This is a genomic window from Serratia sp. MF1(2023), assembly GCF_030954545.1.
GTDB lineage: Bacteria > Pseudomonadota > Gammaproteobacteria > Enterobacterales > Enterobacteriaceae > Serratia > Serratia sarumanii.
Genome location: NZ_JAVHUX010000045.1, coordinates 67,120 through 85,402, shown reverse-complemented (window position 1 = coordinate 85,402; position 18,283 = coordinate 67,120). Strand labels below are relative to the sequence as shown.

15 protein-coding genes are annotated in these 18,283 nt (G+C 63.5%); 5 read left to right on the top strand and 10 right to left on the bottom strand.

All coding sequences use genetic code 11. From position 1 onward, the window contains the following. Positions 1-8: 8 nt before the first annotated feature. The gene (locus REA38_RS21575; RefSeq protein ID WP_060428609.1) at positions 9-347 is read right to left on the bottom strand and encodes a YegP family protein; all 339 of its coding nucleotides are present in this window, start codon (positions 345-347) and stop codon (positions 9-11) included. A gap of 339 nt (positions 348-686) precedes the next feature. Between REA38_RS21575 and REA38_RS21570 the strand changes: the two genes are divergently transcribed. Together REA38_RS21570 and REA38_RS21565 are read left to right on the top strand one after the other, a co-directional pair. Then, complete coding sequence (locus REA38_RS21570) at positions 687-950, top strand: AbrB/MazE/SpoVT family DNA-binding domain-containing protein (RefSeq protein ID WP_308886599.1); 264 nt, start codon at positions 687-689, stop codon at positions 948-950. Positions 951-953: 3 nt separating this feature from the next. Continuing rightward, a complete protein-coding gene (locus REA38_RS21565; RefSeq protein ID WP_041036282.1) occupies positions 954-1,343 on the top strand; it encodes a type II toxin-antitoxin system VapC family toxin in 390 nt (129 codons plus the stop codon). 7 nt (positions 1,344-1,350) lie between these two features. Here REA38_RS21565 and baeR read toward each other — a convergent pair whose 3' ends face one another. The 6 genes from baeR to REA38_RS21535 are packed head-to-tail and all read right to left on the bottom strand — an operon-like array spanning position 1,351 to position 12,336. Beyond that, on the bottom strand, positions 1,351-2,067 hold the full coding sequence (gene baeR / locus REA38_RS21560; protein WP_033635542.1) for a two-component system response regulator BaeR: 717 nt from the start codon (positions 2,065-2,067) through the stop codon (positions 1,351-1,353). After that, the gene (gene baeS / locus REA38_RS21555) at positions 2,067-3,449 is read right to left on the bottom strand and encodes a two-component system sensor histidine kinase BaeS (RefSeq protein ID WP_033635541.1); all 1,383 of its coding nucleotides are present in this window, start codon (positions 3,447-3,449) and stop codon (positions 2,067-2,069) included. Before baeS ends, baeR begins: the two co-directional genes overlap by 1 nt. Beyond that, positions 3,446-4,876: a multidrug transporter subunit MdtD gene (gene mdtD, locus REA38_RS21550; RefSeq protein ID WP_308886597.1), complete on the bottom strand. Its 1,431-nt coding sequence runs from the start codon at positions 4,874-4,876 to the stop codon at positions 3,446-3,448. Before mdtD ends, baeS begins: the two co-directional genes overlap by 4 nt. A 10-nt stretch (positions 4,877-4,886) precedes the next feature. Then, entirely contained in the window at positions 4,887-7,967 is a 3,081-nt protein-coding gene (gene mdtC / locus REA38_RS21545) for a multidrug efflux RND transporter permease subunit MdtC (RefSeq protein WP_308886596.1), read from the bottom strand. Further along, positions 7,964-11,083 (bottom strand): MdtB/MuxB family multidrug efflux RND transporter permease subunit, encoded by a 3,120-nt coding sequence (locus REA38_RS21540; RefSeq protein ID WP_308886595.1) that lies wholly within the window; start codon positions 11,081-11,083, stop codon positions 7,964-7,966. The genes mdtC and REA38_RS21540 overlap by 4 nt, the downstream gene beginning before the upstream one ends. Next, positions 11,083-12,336, bottom strand: a complete 1,254-nt coding sequence (locus REA38_RS21535; RefSeq protein WP_103774368.1) for an MdtA/MuxA family multidrug efflux RND transporter periplasmic adaptor subunit — start codon at positions 12,334-12,336, stop codon at positions 11,083-11,085. The genes REA38_RS21540 and REA38_RS21535 overlap by 1 nt, the downstream gene beginning before the upstream one ends. A 272-nt stretch (positions 12,337-12,608) precedes the next feature. Between REA38_RS21535 and REA38_RS21530 the strand changes: the two genes are divergently transcribed. After that, on the top strand, positions 12,609-13,562 hold the full coding sequence (locus tag REA38_RS21530; RefSeq protein WP_049194869.1) for an aldo/keto reductase: 954 nt from the start codon (positions 12,609-12,611) through the stop codon (positions 13,560-13,562). A 61-nt stretch (positions 13,563-13,623) separates the two neighbouring features. After that, positions 13,624-14,241, top strand: a complete 618-nt coding sequence (locus REA38_RS21525) for a pyridoxamine 5'-phosphate oxidase family protein (protein ID WP_060439452.1) — start codon at positions 13,624-13,626, stop codon at positions 14,239-14,241. On the opposite strand, the gene REA38_RS21520 is transcribed toward REA38_RS21525, so the two are convergent. Both REA38_RS21520 and yegD read right to left on the bottom strand, forming a co-directional pair. Further along, entirely contained in the window at positions 14,238-14,804 is a 567-nt protein-coding gene (locus tag REA38_RS21520; RefSeq protein WP_308886593.1) for a GNAT family N-acetyltransferase, read from the bottom strand. The genes REA38_RS21525 and REA38_RS21520 overlap by 4 nt on opposite strands. 51 nt (positions 14,805-14,855) lie before the next feature. Then, the gene (yegD, locus tag REA38_RS21515; protein ID WP_033648831.1) at positions 14,856-16,208 is read right to left on the bottom strand and encodes a molecular chaperone; all 1,353 of its coding nucleotides are present in this window, start codon (positions 16,206-16,208) and stop codon (positions 14,856-14,858) included. 164 nt (positions 16,209-16,372) lie between these two features. Between yegD and alkA the strand changes: the two genes are divergently transcribed. Beyond that, the gene (alkA, locus tag REA38_RS21510) at positions 16,373-17,863 is read left to right on the top strand and encodes a DNA-3-methyladenine glycosylase 2 (RefSeq protein ID WP_164038127.1); all 1,491 of its coding nucleotides are present in this window, start codon (positions 16,373-16,375) and stop codon (positions 17,861-17,863) included. Positions 17,864-17,872: 9 nt separating this feature from the next. Here alkA and REA38_RS21505 read toward each other — a convergent pair whose 3' ends face one another. Further along, positions 17,873-18,226 carry a DNA-binding protein gene (locus tag REA38_RS21505; protein WP_126192339.1) on the bottom strand — a complete coding sequence of 118 codons (354 nt, stop codon included), beginning with the start codon at positions 18,224-18,226 and terminating at the stop codon, positions 17,873-17,875. Positions 18,227-18,283 lie beyond the last annotated feature (57 nt).

Sequence of the window (18,283 nt, the reverse complement as noted above, 5' to 3'; positions counted from 1 at the left end):
GGGAAATATCAGGCGCTCAAATCGCGGATATCGGTGGTCGGGCCGTTTTTCATCACCGACTGGATACCGTTTTTGGCTGCGCTTTCGGAGCTGTACATTTCGCTGACGCCGATCACCTGATGGTTCTTTGCCTTCAGCACAAAATAGGGCTGATTGCTGGTGCTGTGCTTCAGTTCGTACTGCGCTTCGTGCGGTGAATTGGTCTGCACCGAAGCGATGCCGTTCTCCGCCGAGGCTTTGCTGGCATACATCTCGCTGGCCAGAATGATCTCGCCGTTACTGGCTTTCAGGTTGAAGTGGTACTGTCCGTTCTTTGCTTTTTTCAGCTCATAATGACCGATTGCCATGGTTCTTCTCCTGTAGGTTCCGATTCGTGATGTAAGTGTAGCCAATCGCTTGAAAATCGGCGGCTAAACCTCACAGCAGCTTAGTCGAAAAAATGCGCAGTTTTTTTGCGCCGGCGCGGAGTTTTCATTCGGTGAACCTGGCGCCGCACGGGAAGCTAAGGGAAGGCGCGGTGATTGCGCAGTGCGCCGCATAACAAGGGGAACAGGGTTTCACCCCGTGAGATTGTGCGTTACGGTTTGGCCGTTTCGTCAATGTGGATGAAAAATGAGCGATACATCTTGGCATCGACACGCTACAGGCATATGCTTTGGCCTATGCCTGCTGTGGAGGTTGTCGAGATGGAAAGAATCGCAAAGCTGTTTAAAAACGGCAGAAATCAGGCGGTGAGGTTACCGGTGGAATTTGAATTTGATACGGATCGTGTCTATATCCGTCGCGATCGGGAGGGCAACGTGATTTTATCCAAATATCCGGCAAAGCCGGACAGCTGGGCACCGCTGCTGAGCATTATCGCCCAAACGCTGGTGCCGCAAGAGTTTCTTGGCGCGGAAGATCGTCAGCAAGGGGTTGCAGACCGCGATCCATTCTCAGAGGAAGAGTAGGCGATGTACATGTTTGATACCAACACCGTCAGCCACTTGTTTCGGCAGCATCCGCAGGTGCTTAACGTCATGGAAAAGCTCCCGCCTTCTGCCGTATGTATTTCCAGCGTCACGGAGGCGGAACTGCTTTACGGTGTGGCTAAACGGCGGAACAAGGCGTTGCAAAGCATGGTCGAGGCCTTTCTTGCCGCGGTGACGGTCTATGCATGGGATAGCGAGGCCGCCCGCTGCTACGGTGAAATGCGCGCGAACATGGAGAAAAAAGGCAAAATCATGGGCGCGCTGGATCAACTGATCGCCGCGCACGCGCAGAGCCGTGGCGCGACGCTGGTGACCAACGATCGCGCATTCGCCATGGTGCCCGGGTTGGCGGTTGAAGACTGGACGCGCTGATTTCCCCCTAAACCCCATTAACCAGCCGGCAGGGCTCGGCTTCCCAGCGGTAGCCCACGCCGTATACCGAGCGGATAAAGGATTTTTCCCCGTCGATCAGTTCCAGCTTGCGGCGCAGGTTTTTGATGTGGCTGTCGATGGTGCGGTCGGTGACCACCCGGTAGTCGTCGTACAGGTTGTTCAGCAGCTGCTCGCGAGAAAATACGTTGCCCGGCTGGCTGGCCAGCGTTTTCAGCAGGCGGAATTCCGCCGGCGTCAGATCCAGCAACTGCCCCTGATAGCTGGCCTGGAAGCGCGGTTCATCGATGTGCAGCAGGTCATCTTCCCGCGCGCTCTCCTGCGGCCGATAGCTGCGGCGCAGGATGGTTTTCACCCGCGCCACCACTTCGCGCGGGCTGTAGGGTTTGCAGATGTAATCGTCGGCGCCGATCTCCAGCCCCAACAGGCGGTCGATCTCTTCGATTTTCGCCGTCACCATCACGATCGGAACGTCGCTGAAGCGGCGCAGCTCGCGGCACACCGTCAGCCCGTCGGCGCCCGGCAGCATCAGGTCGAGCAAGATCAGCGCCGGCGGATGCTGGTGCACGGTCGGCACCACCTCGTTGCCGTTGGTCAGCCAGCGGGTGGCGTAGCCCGCCGCCTGCAGATAATCCACCAGCAGCTGGCCCAGCTTGGGCTCATCTTCAACAATCATGATCTGCACGGGTTGATTCTGAATGTCCATCAGGGCGCCTTATTTTTTATCGGGGTAGCAAATTCTACTGTAATGCGCACGCCGCCTAAAGGCGAATGCTCGGCGCGGATTTTCCCGTCGTGCGCTTCCACGATGTTGTGGCAGATCGCCAGCCCCAGCCCGGAACCGCCGCTGGCGCGGTTGCGTGAACCTTCCGCCCGGTAGAAACGTTCGAAAATGCGCGTCAGTTGCTGATCGCTGATGCCCGGTGCGCTGTCCTGCCAGTAGAGAAGCAGCCGCCCCGGCTGCAGCTCGGCGCCGATCTCCAGCCGGCCGCCGGCGTCGGTGTAACGCAGGCTGTTTTCCAGCAGGTTATTGAACAGCTGGTTCAGGCGATCGGGATCGCCGAACAGCGGCGCCTGGGGCGGCAGATGGGTGACGATCTCCAGCCCTTTGGCGCGGAAGCGTTCGCGAAAGGCGGCGACGGCGATCTGCAGCAGGTGCACGCAGTCCACCGACGATTTGCGATAGGCCAGCGCGCCGAGATCGGAGAGCGACAGCTGGTGCAGATCGTCGACCAGTTTGGTCAAGGTGGATACCTCGGCCTGCAGCGAACTGAGCGACGCCGGCGTCGGCTGGCGCACGCCGTCCTGCAGCGCTTCCAGTTCGCCGCGCAGCACCGCCAGCGGCGTGCGCAGCTCGTGCGATACGTCGGCCATAAAGGCGCGGCGCATCTGCTCGTTTTTTTCCAACGAGGTGGCCAGCTGGTTGAAGTCGTGCGCCAGCCGACCCAGTTCATCCTGGCTGCTGACCGCCACGCGGGTGGTGAAATCGCCCGCCGCCAGGCGGTGGGTGCCCGCCACCAGACGCTTGACCGGGGCCAGCATGCCGCGCGACAGCAGCCAGGTCACCGCCGCCGCCAGCAGGGTGGAGAGCGCGACGATAATCCAACTGGTGCGCCGCTGCTGGCGATCGAAGTTGATGTCGGTATTGCGCGTCAGGCGCTCGACCGGGGTGGTGAGCACCCAGCCGACGATCTGGTTGTTGTAGCGGATCGGGTGGCGCGGCCCCTCTTTCGGCAGGGGGCCAGAATGCCCGACCAAACGATTGAACTGGCTGTCCACCACCCAAAACTGGGTGCGCCAACCCTTGGGCGGCAGATTGTGGCTGCTGTCGCTGTTCTGCTCGAACGAACGCATGATTTGGTAGACCACCTGATCGTTGTTGCGCAGGAATATCCAGTTGCCATGGTGGCTGTACTGTTCCTCCAGCGCTTCGCTCAGCATGTTGATGCGTTGCTCGTTGCTGCTCTTGATGTAATCGATAAATCCGCGCTCAAAGCTGACGCGCACCCCCCAATGCATGGTGATCAACACCAGCATGCAGGTAGCGAAAATGGCCAGGAACAGTTTCCCGGTAATGCCTATCCTCATTGCAACCTCGTTGAGCCGGTACCCGGCTCTTTGGTCAGCGTGCGGTTGGGCGCGCTATCGGCCGGCACGCGCGCGAAGGCCAGCGCGGGCAGAGCGATAATCAACGCCATACAGCAGTAGCTGTAAATAAATGCGCTGTGAATGGCCGGGCTATCGGCCACCACCTGATGATGGGCGAAGCTGCCGATCAAGATGCCGGCGACGCTGACGCCAAGGCTCATCGACAGCTGCATGACCATCGATAACAGGCTGTTTCCGCTGCTGGCCAGCCTGTCAGGCAGATCTTTCAGCGTCAGGGTGTTCATCGCCGAGAAGCGCAGCGAGTTGACCATCCCCTGGAAGAACAGCACTACCGGCAGCAGCCACAGCCAGCCGAGCATCGCCGCCAGCAGGAAGCTCAAGCTGACCAGCGCCAGCAGCAGCGTGGCGGCCACCAGCACGTTACGGTAGCCGAAGCGGTTGACCACCTGCACCACGATGCGCTTCATGCCCATGCTGCCGATGATCATCGGGATCATCATCAGCCCGGCGTGGAATGGGCTGAAGCCCATGCCGACCTGCAGAAACAGCGGCGTCATGAACGGCAGCATGCCGCTACCGATGCGCCCCAGCAGGCTGGCCAGCAGCCCGATCTTGTAAGTCGGGGTGCGCAGCAGCCGCAGCGAGAACAGGGCGCGGCTATTGCCGTAGGCATGCCAAACATACCCCAACAGCGCCGCCACGCCCAGCGCCACCAGGCCGGCGATGGCGCCGCCGGACAGCCCCATGCCCTTGTGGCCGTCGAGCGCCAGCGTCAGCGACGCCATGCCGATCGCCAGCAGGATAAAGCCGCTGAGATCGAAGCGGCGGGTCTGCATTTGGTAGTTGGGCATCAGCAACAGCGTGGCGATGGCGCCAACGATGCCCACCGGAATGTTGATCAGGAAAATCCAATGCCAGCTGGCGTATTGCACCAGGAAGCCACCCAGCGCCGGTCCCATCAGCGGGCCGATTTGCCCCGGCAGCGTCACGAAGGTCATCGCCGCCATGTACTGCTCGTGCGGCACGATCTTCATCACCGTCAGGCGCCCGACCGGCACCATCATCGCGCCGCCGATGCCCTGAAGCACGCGCGAGGCGATCAGCTCGTTCAGGGTTTCCGAACGGGCGCAGAGGAGGGAGCCGAGGGTGAACAGCAGGATGGCGCTGAAAAACACCCGCTGTACGCCGACCTTGCCCGCCAGCCAACCGCTGGCCGGCAGCGTCACCGCCACCGTCAGCACATAGGAGACGATCACCGACTGCATGCGCAGCGGGTTCTCCCCCAGGCTGGCGGCCATCGAGGGCAGGGCGGTGTTGACGATAGTGGTATCCAGCGTCTGCATAAAGAAGCCGAATGCCACTATCCAGAGTTGCCAGCGTACCGTGGCGGCGTGTTTCATCAGCATCGGTCGGCCATTAATGCGGCAGCGGGGCCAGTTGCTTGTTGCGGCGGAACTTCGCCTGTAGGCGGTCGAAGTAAAGATAGACCACCGGGGTGGTGTACAGCGTCAGCAGTTGGCTCATCACCAGGCCGCCGGCGATGGTGATGCCGAGCGGCTGGCGCAGCTCCGCGCCGTCGCCGCTGGTCAGCACCAGCGGCAGCGCGCCGAACAACGCCGCCAGCGTGGTCATCATGATCGGCCGGAAACGCAGCAGGCTGGCCTGGAAAATCGCCTCGCGGGCGCTGATGCCGCCGTTGCGCTGCGCCTCGAGCGCGAAGTCGACCATCATGATGGCGTTTTTCTTCACGATGCCGATCAGCAGCATGATGCCGATCAGCGCGATCAGGCTGAACGGCGCGCCGAACAGCTCGAGCGCCAGCAGCGCGCCCACGCCGGCGGAAGGCAGCGTGGAAAGGATGGTCAGCGGATGGATATAGCTCTCATACAGTACGCCGAGCACGATATATACCGTGGCGATAGCCGCCAGGATCAGGATCAGCTGCGACTTCAGGGTGTCCTGGAATACCTGGGCGGTGCCCGAGAACGCGCCGCGTACCGTAGACGGCACGCCGAGCTGAGTCATGGTGCGCTCTACCGCGGCGGTGGCGTCCGACAGGCTGCCGCCGTCCGGCAGGTTAAAGGAGATGGTCGAGGCGGCGGACAGCCCCTGATGGTTGACCGACAGCGGCGCGTTGGCCGGCCGCCAACTGGCGAAGTAGGAGAGCGGAATCGCCTTGCCTTCGCTGTTGATGATGAACATTTTGTCCAGCGAGCTCACGTCCTGGGTGTAGGGCGGCGCCACTTCCATCACGACTTTGTATTGGTTGAGCGGTTGATAGATGGTCGAAATCTGCCGCTGGCCGAAGGCGTTGTTCAGCAGGTTGTTGGCGTCGGACACCGAAATGCCGAGGCGCGCCATGGTTTCGCGATCGTAGACCAGATCCATCTCCGAGCCTTTATCCTGCTGATCCGAGTTGACGTCCGCCAGCTCGGGCAATGCGGCCAGCGCGGTGCGGATCTTCGGCTCCCATTCGCGCAGCGCGGCGAGATCGTCCGCCAGCAGCGTGTATTGGTAGCTGGCGTTGGCCTGCCGGCCGCCGACGCGGATATCCTGCACCGCCATCAGAAACAGGCTGGCGCCCGGTTCTTTGGCCAGGCGAGCGCGCAGGCGGGCGATCACTTTCTGCGCGTCGTCGCTGCGTACCGACAGGGGTTTCAGTGAGATGAACATCGAACCGCTGTTGGTGCGCGAGCCGCCGGTAAAACCGGTGACGTTTTCCACGTCCGGATCTTCGCGCACGATTTTCATGAAGTCTTCCAGTTTGCCGCGCATCGCCTGGAACGAAATGCTTTGGTCGGCCTGGATAAAGCCCATCAGGCGCCCGGTATCCTGTTCCGGAAAGAAGGTTTTCGGGATGCTGATATACAGCCAGACGTTGAGCGCAAGGGTGGCGAGGAACACCGCCAGCACCCAGCGCGAGTGGCCGAGCACCCAGTTCAGCGAGCGTCCGTAGCCCTGCTGCAGCGCCAGCAGCATTTTGCCGAAGCCGCGCGCCCGCCGCTGCGAACGCGGCGGCTGGTGGCGCAGCAGGTAGGCGCACATCATCGGCGTGAGCGTCAGCGAGACGATGAGCGACAGCCCGATCGATACCGACAGGGTGACGGCGAACTCGCGGAACAGGCGCCCCGGCAGGCCTTCCATCAACAGCAGCGGGATAAACACCGCCACCAGCGAAACGCTCATCGACAGCACGGTGAAACCGACTTCCCGCGCGCCCAGCAGCGCGGCGTTGATCGGTTTCATGCCGGCCTCGACGTGGCGGGAAATGTTTTCCAGCACCACGATGGCGTCGTCCACCACAAAGCCGGTGGCGATGGTCAGCGCCATCAGCGACAGGTTGTTGAGGCTGAACCCGCACAGATACATGGCGGCGAACGAGCCGATCAGCGACACCGGCACGGCGACCGCCGGGATCAGCGTGGCGCGCCCGGAGCGCAGGAAGATGAACACCACCAGGATCACCAACCCGATGGCGATCGCCAGCGACTGTTCCACCTCGGCCAGCGACGCGCGAATGGTCGGCGAACGATCCTGCGCGACGCTGAGTTTAATCGAGGCCGGGATATTCTCCTGCAGGGCGGGCAGCTCGGCGCGAATGCGATCGACGGTTTCGATGATGTTGGCGTCCGGCGCGCGGCTGATGGCCAGAATGATCGCCGGTTTGGCGTCGGTCATCCCGGCGTTGCGCACGTCTTGCACCGAGTCGTTGACCTCGGCCACGTCGGCCAAACGCACCGCCGAGCCGTTGTTGTAATGAACGATCAGCGGACGGTAGGCCTCGGCGGTTTTCAGCGCGTCGTTGGCCTGGATCTGCCAGCGCTGCTGCGGGTTTTCCACGGCGCCCTGCGGGCGGCGCACGTTGGCGTTGGCGATGGCCTGCCGTACGGTGTCCAGCGACACGCCCTGATTGAACAGCGCCGAAGGGTTCAGCTCCACCCGCACCGCCGGCAGTGAGCTACCGCCCACGGAAACGTCGCCGACGCCCTCGGTCTGGCTGATCTTCTGAGCCAGCTGGGTGGAGGCGAAATCGTAAAGCTGCCCCTGGCTGTAGGTGTCCGAGGTCAGCGTCAGGATCATGATCGGCGCGTCGGAAGGGTTGACCTTGCGGTAGCTGGGGCGGCTCGGCATGCCGGTCGGCAGCAGGCTTTGCGCGGCGTTGATCGCCGCCTGCACGTCGCGCGCGGCGCCGTTGATGTCGCGATCGAGATCGAACTGCAAAATGACCCGGGTACTGCCGAGCGAGCTCATCGAGGTCATTTCGTTAACCCCGGCGATGCAGCCCAGCGCGCGCTCCAGCGGCGTCGCCACCGAGGACGCCATGGTTTCCGGCGAGGCGCCCGGCAGCGACGCGCTGATCGAAATCACCGGAAAGTCCACCTGCGGCAGCGGCGACACCGGCAGCAGGCGAAAACCGATCGCGCCGCTGATGGCGATGGCCAGCGTCAGCAGGGTGGTGGCCACCGGCCGGTGAATGAACAGGGCGAAGAATTTCACTGTAGCTCCTGCGTATCCGGCTGGCGATGCGTGTTGCGCGCCAGTTTGTCAAACAGCAGGTAGATCACCGGCGTGGTGAACAGCGTCAGGATCTGGCTCATGATCAAACCGCCGACCATACAGACGCCGAGCGGATGCCGCAGCTCCGCGCCGACACCGGTGCTCAGCATCAGCGGCAGTGCGCCGAGCAAGGCCGCCAGCGTGGTCATCAGGATCGGCCTAAAACGCAGCAGGCAGGCCTGATAGATGGCGTCGCGCGGCGATAAGCCCTGTTCGCGTTCCGCCGCCAGCGCGAAGTCGATCATCATGATGGCGTTCTTCTTCACGATGCCGATCAGCAGGATGATGCCGATGATGGCGATCACGTCCAGCTCGCTGCCGGCCATCATCAGCGCGAGCAGCGCGCCGACCCCGGCGGTCGGCAGGGTGGAGAGGATGGTGACCGGATGAATGAAGCTTTCATACAGCACGCCCAGCACGATGTACATCGCCACCACCGCCGCTAAAATCAGCCACAGCGTGCTGCCGAGCGCCGCCTGGAAGGCCAGGGTCGCCCCCTGGAATTGGGTGGTGATGTCCCTCGGCATGTTGAGATTTTCTTCCGCCTGGGTGACCGCGTCGACCGCCTCGCCGAGCGAGTAGCCGTCGGCGACGTTGAACGAAACGGTGGCCGACGGGAACTGGTCGAGATGGTTGACCGACAGCGGGCCGAAGCGCTCTTCGATTTTGGCGATGGCGCTCAGCGGCACCACGGCGCCGTCGTTGCCGCTCAGACGGATCTCATTGAGCGCCGCCAGCCCCGGCGTCGCGCTGACGTCGTGCTCCAGCACCACGCGGTATTGGTTGGCCTGGGTGTAGATGGTGGAGATCAGGCGCTGGCCGAACGCGTTGTACAGCGCATTGTCCACGTCGCTCATGGTGACGCCGAGGCGGGAGGCCGAATCGCGATCGACGTTGACGTAGGCCACCAGCCCCTGATCCTGCCAGTCGCTGGTGACGTCCGCCAGCTGCGGGGTTTGCTTCAGCTCATCCATCAGCTGCGGCACCCACAGGCTGAGATCGTCCAGCGACATCGCCTGCAGGGTGAACTGGTACTGGGTGCGGCTGACCTGGGTATCGATGGTCAGATCCTGCACCGGCTGCAGATACAGCTTCACGCCGGGGAACTGCGCCGTCTGCTGCTGCAGGCGGCTGATGATCGCCGGAATGCGCTCGCTGCGTTCGCTCAGCGGCTTCAGATTGATCTGCAGCCGGCCGCTGTTGAGCGTGGCGTTGCTGCCGTCGACGCCGACGAACGAGGTCAGGCTTTCCACCGCCGGATCTTTGAGGATCTGCGCCGCGACCTGCTGCTGGCGCTCGGCCATATTGCTGAACGAGACGCTCTGCGGCGCTTCCAGCGTGCCCTGAATGATGCCGTTGTCCTGCACCGGGAAGAAGCCTTTCGGGATCAGCAGGTACAGCAATACCGTCAGCGCCAGGGTGCCGACGGCCACGCCGAGCGTCAGCCAGGGATGGTTAAGCACCGTTTTCAGCCACTGGCCGTATCGCGCGATCACCCGGTCGAAAAAGCGCTCGGAGGCGGCGGAAAACCGGTTCTGCTTGCGCAGCGATTCGTGGCTGAGCATGCGCGCGCACATCATCGGCGTCAGCGTCAGCGACACCACGGCGGAGATCAAAATCGCTACCGCCAGCGTGACGGCGAACTCGCGGAACAGGCGGCCGACGATGTCGCCCATGAACAGCAGCGGGATCAGCACCGCCACCAGCGAGAAGGTCAGCGAGATGATGGTGAAGCCGATCTCGCCGGCGCCTTTCAGCGCGGCGTCGAGCGGTTTTTCCCCTTTCTCGATGTAGCGCGAGATGTTCTCGATCACCACGATGGCGTCGTCCACCACGAAGCCGGTGGCGATGGTCAGCGCCATCAGCGTCAGGTTGTTGATGGAGAAGCCGAGGAAGTACATGGCGGCGAAGGTGCCGACCAGCGACAGCGGCACCGCCACGCTGGGGATAATGGTCGCCGGCACGTTGCGCAGGAACACGTAGATCACCATCACCACCAGCGCGATCGCCAGCAGCAGCTCGAACTGCACGTCGCTGACCGAGGCGCGGATGGTGGTGGTGCGATCGGTCAGCACCTTGACGTCGACCGACTTGGGCAGGCTTTTAATCAGCGTCGGCAGCATTTCGCGGATGCTGTCGGCGGTGGTGATGACGTTGACGCCGGGCTGGCGCTGAATGTTCAGCACGATCGCCTGTTGCTTGTTGGCCCAGGCCGCCAGCCGGGTGTTTTCCGCCCCTTGTTCGATGGTGGCGATATCCTGCAGGCGGATCGCCGCGCCGTTCTGATAGGCGACGATCAGCTGGCGATAGTCGTCGGCGGATTTCATTTGGTCGTTGGCGGACAGGGTGACCGAGCGGGTCGGGCCGTCCAGGCTGCCTTTCGCCGAGTTGACGTTGGCGTTGCTGATGGCGGCGCGGATGGTTTCACTGTTCAGACCATAGGCGGCGACCGCCGCGGCGTTCAATTTTACGCGCACCGCCGGGCGTTGGCCGCCGGCCAGCGTCACCAGGCCGACGCCGGTCACCTGAGAAATTTTTTGCGCCACGCGGGTTTCCACCATGTCTTCCACCTGCGTCATCGGCATGGCGGTGGAGGTCACGGCCAGCGTCAGGATCGGCGGATCGGCCGGGTTAACCTTGCTGTAGATCGGCGGGTAGGGCAGATCGGTCGGCAGCAGGTTGGTGGCGGAGTTGATCGCCGCCTGCACTTCCTGCTCCGCGACGTCGAGCGGCAGCGCCAGCTGGAACTGCAGCGTGACCACCGAGGCGCCGCCGGAGCTTTGCGACGCCATTTGTTTGAGGCCGGACATCTGGCCGAACTGGCGTTCCAACGGCGCGGTAATGGCGGAGGTCACCACGTCCGGGCTGGCACCGGGATACAGCGTCACCACCTGGATGGTGGGGTAATCCACCTCCGGCAGGGCGGACACCGGCAGCGCGCGATAGCCGATAATCCCCGCCAGCAATATCGCCACCATCAGCAGCGTGGTGGCGACCGGACGCAGAATAAACAGGCGGGACGGACCGCCGCCGGAGTTGGGAGGCATCACCTGCATCAGGGCTTCCTCTGAACGTCAGGTTCGCGCTTGGCGTTGGCCGCCGCCGGCGCTTCGCTCGGCGCGAGCACTTCCACCTGCATGCCTTCGGTCAGGCGATCGATGCCGTCGGTCACCACCCGATCGCCGGCGTTGAGGCCGGCGCTGATCACCACCTGCCGGCTGTCCTGCACGCCGGCGGTGACCCGGTGTTTGCTGACCCTGTTGTCTTCGCCGAGAGTCCAGACGAAGTTGCCCTCGTTGCCCATCTGCAGCGCGGCGGTCGGGATCACCACCGCATCGTGCAGGGTATCCACCTGCAGCCGCGCGTTGACGAACTGGTTGGGGAACAGCGCGTCATCTTCGTTGGTGAAGCGCGCTTTCAGCTTGATGGTGCCGGTGGCGGTATCAATTTGGTTGTCCAGGCTCAGCAGCGAACCGGTCGTCAGCTTGTTCTGGTTGGTGCGATCCCAGGCTTCGACGCTCACCGGCCCGGCTTTTTGCGCCTTGAGCAGATCGGCGATGTTGCCTTCGGGCAGCGTGAACACCACGTCGATCGGGTGCGTCTGCGTGATCACCACCAGACCGGTGGTGCTGCCGCTGGTGACATAGTTGCCGACGTCGACCAGTTTCAGGCCGACGCGGCCGTCGATTGGCGCGGTGATGCGGCTGTAGGTGATCTGCAGTTTGGCGCTGTCGACCGCGCCCTGATCGGCCTTGATCGCGCCTTCGGTCTGCTGCACCAGCGAGGCTTGCGTATCCAGCTCCTGACGGGAAACCAGATTGGTTTTCACCAGCTGCTGATAGCGCGCCAGATCGCGCCGGGCGTTGGCCAGCGTGGCCTGATCTTTTGCTAACTGCCCCTGAGCCTGGGTCAACTGAACCTGGAACGGCCGGGGATCGATTTCCGCCAGCAGATCGCCGGCTTTGACCTGCTGGCCTTCGGTAAAGTGGATCGCCATCAGCTGGCCATCGACCCGGCTGGTGACGGTCACGGTATTGGCGGCGGTGGCGGTGCCCAAGCCGGAAAGATAGCGCGGCACCGTCTGGCGGGTGGCGGTCGCCGCCTGCACCGGCGACATCGGCGCGCCGCGTCTGCCGCCCGCCGCGCGGCCCGCTCCCGTTTTACCGGCGGCCTGGTGCGCGCCCGGCGTCGTCCCGGTGGCCGGTTGGGCGGCGCTGAAATGGCGCCAGGCCAGAACGGCGACGATGATCGCAATCGCCGCAACCAGCAGGCGCAGCAGCAGGGAACGACGTTGGGGTTTTGCATTCATGGTGGTGAAAATTCTCTCCAAAAGGCAGGGACGCGGGCACTCATTGCCACAAAAATGACACTCCTTACAGGATACTAGTTTAGCCAGCGAAGACGGCATAAAAATGAAGGAAATATGGAGGAACCGTCAGCATTGTCCTAATAAGTGGGTGATTTGAGCGTGCTATGTTTATAAGTGATTTATTCCGGCTTATAGCCAATGCGTTTTAACGATTTCCTGCATTTGGCGCTAATAATTAACAGGCAAATCATTTAACCCATGGAGCCTTTGTGATGAGCAAGAAACAACTGGGCCGTTCGGGCATTCAGGTGCCGGCGTTAACCTTCGGCGGCAACGTGTTCGGCTGGACGGCGGATCAAGCGACCTCTTTCAGCCTGCTGGATGCGCTGGTGGACAATCAGCTCAACTTTATCGATACCGCCGATGTCTATTCCAGCTGGGTGCCGGGCAACCGGGGCGGCGAATCGGAAACCGTCATCGGCGAATGGCTCAAGAAGAGCGGCAAGCGCGACCAGGTGATCATCGCCACCAAGGTGGGCAAACCGATGGGGGAAGGCAAACAGGGGCTGTCGCCGCGCTATATTCAGCAGGCGGTGGAGGACTCGCTGCGCCGCCTGCAAACCGATTATATCGATCTCTACCAGTCGCACGACGATGACCGCGATACGCCGTTGGAAGAGACGCTGGCGGCGTTCGATGCGCTGATCAAGGCCGGCAAGGTGCGGGCGATCGGCGCCTCCAATTATCAGGCGGATCGCCTTGAAGAAGCGCTGCGGGTGAGCGAAAGCAACGGGCTGGCGCGCTACGAAACCCTGCAGCCGGAATATAACCTGTATGCGCGCGAAGGGTATGAGGCCGAGCTGGAAGGCGTGGCGCAGCGCCATGGCCTCGGGGTGATCAACTTCTTCGCGCTGGCCAGCGGCTTCCTGACCGGCAAATACCGCAGCAAAGCGGACGAGGGCAAAAGCCAGCGCGGCGATCGCATCGTCGAACGCTACCTTAACCCGCGCGGTTTCCGCATTCTGGCGGCGTTGGATCAGGTGGCGGGCAAGCACGGCAGCTCCCCGGCGCAGGTCTCGCTGGCCTGGCTGATTGCGCGCCCGAGCATCACCGCGCCGATCGTCAGCGCCACCTCGTTGCCGCAGTTGGATGAGTTGGTCAGCGCCACCCGCCTGACGCTGGATGCGGACGACATTCAGACGCTGAACCACGCCAGCGCCGAGTAAGAGCCGCCGGCGATTTTGCTCTATGCTGAAGGGGTCAATATGACTTATTCAGGAAACTGCAATGTCTGGCGATACCATCAACGACCTCGCGACGCTGGAACAGCTGTACGGCAAACCCGCCGCGCCCTCGGTGTTTAAAGAAGTCAGCTATATCCACCCGGCGTACCGCCCGTTTATCGAGGCGGCGCCGTTTGCCGCCCTCTCGACGGTCGGGCCGGACGGCATGGATGTCTCCCCGCGCGGCGATCCGGCCGGTTTTATCCATATCGAAGACGAGAAAACCCTGCTGCTGCCGGATCGGCGCGGCAATAACCGCATCGACAGCCTGCGCAATATCCTGCACGACAACCGGGTGGCGCTGCTGCTGCTGATCCCCGGCATCGGCGAAACGCTGCGGATTAACGGGCGGGCGGAGATCGTGGTGGCGCCGGCGGTGCTGCAGCGCTTCGCCCACCGCAATCAGCTGCCGCGTTCGGTGCTGCGCATTCGGGTGGAGGCGGTGTTCTTCCAGTGCAGCCGGGCGATCTTGCGTTCGGGACTCTGGGAAGAGGGCAGCCGCCTCGAACGTTCGGCGCTGCCCAGCCCCGGCCATATCTTGGCCACGGTGAGCCAAACGCGCTTCGACGGTGAGGAGTACGACCAGGCGCTGCCGCAGCGGCTGAAGGATACGCTGTATTAATCGCCGTGGCGTTCGCGCCACGTTTGCCGGTTCAGCCGGTACAAGACGTGCTTTTGCAGCGGATGGCCCGCCGGCAGGCGTGGGTGCAGGAAGGTTTCGCCGTCAAATTGCATGCCGATGCGCGTCATCACCCGGCGCGACGGTTGGTTGTTTTCGGCGGTGAAGGACACCACTTCCGGCAAGTGAAGCGTGTCGAAGGCGCACGCCAGCGCCGCGCGTGCCGCTTCAGCGGCGTAGCCGTTGCCCCAATGGGCCGCCGCCAGCCGCCAGCCAATCTCCACGCAGGGGGAACAGGGCAGATCGTCGCTCGGCCGCGCCAGCCCGACAAACCCGATAAAGGGCGCGCCGTCTTTCACTTCCACCGCCCACAGCCCCCAGCCATGTTGTTGCATGAAGGCGCGGATGCGTTCGGCCTGCGCGCGGCTTTCCTCGGCCGTCATCGTCGCCGGGAAATAGCGCATCACCTGCGGATCGGCGTTAAGCGCAGCGAAGGCCGGCAGATCTTCGTCGCGCCAGGGGCGCAGCCGCAGCCTGGCGCTGTCGAGGGTAAGGATGGTTGACATGATGCATAGCCTCCAATGAGCAAGGGCGCGGCGAGCCGCGCCCTTGGGCCGTCAACGGAACAGCGTTTGCGCCCAGCGCGCCAGCCCGGCGGTGACCGAGCCGAAGTCGTTGCCGCCGACGATCGGAATGCCAGGCAGCTGCTGTTGCAGCGCGGCGCGCAGCAGGGGGGAGCGCGCGCTGCCGCCGGTCAGGTAGATCACCTGCGGCGCGGTCTGGCTGCTGGCCAGCGCGGCGCTGACCTGTTCCTGGATGCGCATCAACGGCTGCGAGATGGCGTCGGCGAGCTGAGCCTGGCTGATGCTCTCCGCCAGATCGGCCTGCACGAAGCCGAGCGGCGCGCTGATGGCGGTTTGGCCGGACAGGGCTATCTTACTCTCTTCGGCCGCGCGCACCAGTCGGTAGCTCAGGCGCTGCTGGTACACTTTCAGCAGGCGTTTGACCTTTTCCGGCTCCGCCGCGTCGAGGATCAGATCGCGCAGCACGCGGCCGTTGGCGGCGCTGTAGAAATCGTTTTGCGCCGGCACGTCGTTGGTCGCCACCGCGTTCCAGTAAGGCAGCGCCGGCAGGGCGATGCCTTTCGCGGTTTCGCCGCCCAGGCCGAACAGCGGCATCAGCTGTTTGAAGGCCAGCATGATGTCCAGATCGTTACCGCCGACCCGGCAGCCGCTGTGCCCCAGCAGGCTTTGCTGGCGATCGGCGCGGTCGCGCCACTGTGGCCCCATCAGCAGCACCGAGCAGTCGGTGGTGCCGCCGCCGATGTCCACCACCAGCACGGTTTGCTCTTCGCTCAGTGTCGCCTCGAAGTCCAGCCCCGCCGCCACCGGCTCGAACTGGAATTCAATGGCTTTGAAACCGGCGCGTTCGGCGGCGCGCTGCAAAATGCCCTGCGCCTGCCGGTTGGCCTCTTCACCGCCGATGCCCTGGAAGTTGATCGGCCGGCCGATCACCGCCTGCTCGATACCGGTCTGCAGCACGTTTTCCGCCTGGCGTTTGATGTGGAACATCATGGCGCACACCAGGTCTTCGAACAGCGCGATCTGCTGCGGCTTCAGGCCGTTGGCGCCGAGGAAGGATTTCGGCGAGCGCACGAAGTACACCTCTTCCGGATCTTCCATGTAGTGCGCCAGCGCCTGCAGACCGAACAACACGCTGTCGCCGTTGACCGGAATGTCCTCTTCGCGGTTGTAACTGATGGCGCGGCGCAGCAGCTGCTGGTTTTCTTCGCTGCCGGTCGGCACCTGCCAATGGCGGTGCAGGCATTCGCTCACCGCTTCGCGGGTCGGCGCGCACAGCATCGAAGGCAGATACGGTTCGTTGTTTTCCAGCGTCAGCAGCTCGGGGCCGTGGTCGCGCATCACCGCGACGGAACAGTTGGCTGTCCCGTAATCGAATCCAATAAACATCTCTTTTTTGTCCCCATGCCAATGAAGGGGGGCGACTTTACCCGAGACGGGGCCGGCGGGCAATGCGCCGATGCGCGAGTGTCGAAAAATTTAGCGGGCGCGGCATCGGCATGCTTAACTTAATGTCCGAATTCCGCACGTCAGCGCGCCAGGCGAGCCCCATAATGCAGAAAAAACCGAACCCGAGCGTTGCCATGAATACTCAACAGCAAGCGTTGTACGACGCGCTGCGCGCGCGTGACCGCAAATTCGACGGCCGCTTTTTCGTCGGCGTCTCTTCCACCGGCATCTATTGCCGCCCGGTGTGCAGCGCCCGCACGCCGAAGCTGGAAAACTGCACCTTCTATCCGAGCGCGGCGGCGGCCGAGCTGGCGGGCTTTCGCCCCTGCCTTAAATGCCGGCCGGAGCTGGCGCCCGGCCTGGCGCTGATCGATCTGGGCAATCGCTATGCGCAGGTGGCGGTGCAGCTCATCGAGCAGGGCTATCTGTCCGAACACAGCTGCGAAGCGCTGGCGGCGCGGCTCGGCATTTCCGATCGCCACCTGCGGCGCATCTTCGCCGAACAGTTTGGCGCTTCGCCGATCGATTACGCGCAGTCGCACCGGTTGCTGCAGGCCAAACGCCTGCTGGCGGACACCGATCTGCCGCTCAGCGAGGTGGCGTTCGCCGCCGGTTTCGGCAGCCTGCGGCGTTTCAACGAGCTGTTCAAGGCGCGCTATCGCCTGATCCCGTCTGCGCTGCGCAGCGGCGGCGCGCGCGGTGAGCGGGCCGCCGCCAGCGGGCTGGTGTTCCATCTGGGCTATCGGCCGCCCTATGACTGGGATCGCATGCTGAATTTCCTGCAGGCGCGCGCCGTGCAGAGCGTGGAGCGGGTCGAGGGACGCCGCTACCTGCGTTCGATCGCCGTCAACCAGGGCGGCACGGAACATCGCGGCTGGGTCAGCGTGCAGCCGGAGGAAGCGCGCAACCGGGTCAGGGTCGAGATCGCGCCGGCGCTCAGTTTGGTGACGACGGAGGTGCTGCGCCGCGTGCGCCTGCTGTTTGATCTGGACGCCGCGCCGGATCGCATCAATGAGGCGCTGGGCTTGCTGGCGGCCGATGCGCCGGGGCTGCGCCTGCCGGGCTGCGTGAACAGCTTCGAGCAGGCGGCGCGGGCGGTGTTGGGGCAGTTGGTCAGCGTGAAAATGGCGGCGACCTTCGCCGGGCGGATGGCCGAACGCTGGGGAGAGCCGCTGGCGGCGCCGCACGAGGGCATTACCCACGTTTTCCCCAGCGCCGAACGGGTGGCGCAGCTGCAGCCCGAAGCACTGCGCCCGCTCGGGGTGCAGCTGAAGCGCGCGGCGGCGCTGATCGAGATCGCCCGCGCGCTGGGCGAAGGGCGGCTGCAGCTCGACAACGTGCTGGATATCGACCAGGGCATCAGGGAGCTGACCGCGCTGCCGGGCATCGGCAGCTGGACCGCCAGCTATATCGCGATGCGCGCCTGGTCTTGGCCGGACGTGTTTCTGGCCGGCGACTACCTGATCAAACAGCGTTTTCCCGGCATGACGCCGCGCCAGATCGAACGCTATGCCGAACGTTGGCGCCCGTGGCGCTCTTACGCCACGCTGCATCTGTGGCACAACGACGGCTGGGCGCCGGAAGGGGAGGATTGAGCATTCGGGCTAGCGGGGGGGCTCGATCAGCTGCAGCAGGCGGCTCATGCCCTCGCGCATCAGGAACGCCAGCAGCTTTTCCCGCTCGGCCGGCGTCAGGTGGTAGTAATACTCGATCCAGACCCGTATCGGATCCTGGCGTTTGACGTCGTAGCCCGGAGGGTCTGCCTCGCGCAAGGCCGACAGGCTGCGCGCGCCGTACGGCAGGCTGTCGATATGGTATTCCAGCGCTTTGCCCTGCACGCCGCTGCGGCGGCGGCTGAGCCAGCCTTCGCGCCGGGCCATCAAATTGACCCCTTGCGGGGTTGAAGGCAACCCCGCCTTGCCCATCAGTTCCCTGGCGGAAAACCATTTCTTTTCCATAGTCCCTTATCCCTGAGCCATCACATGTCGAGGAAAATCAACGGATACGCTGATGTT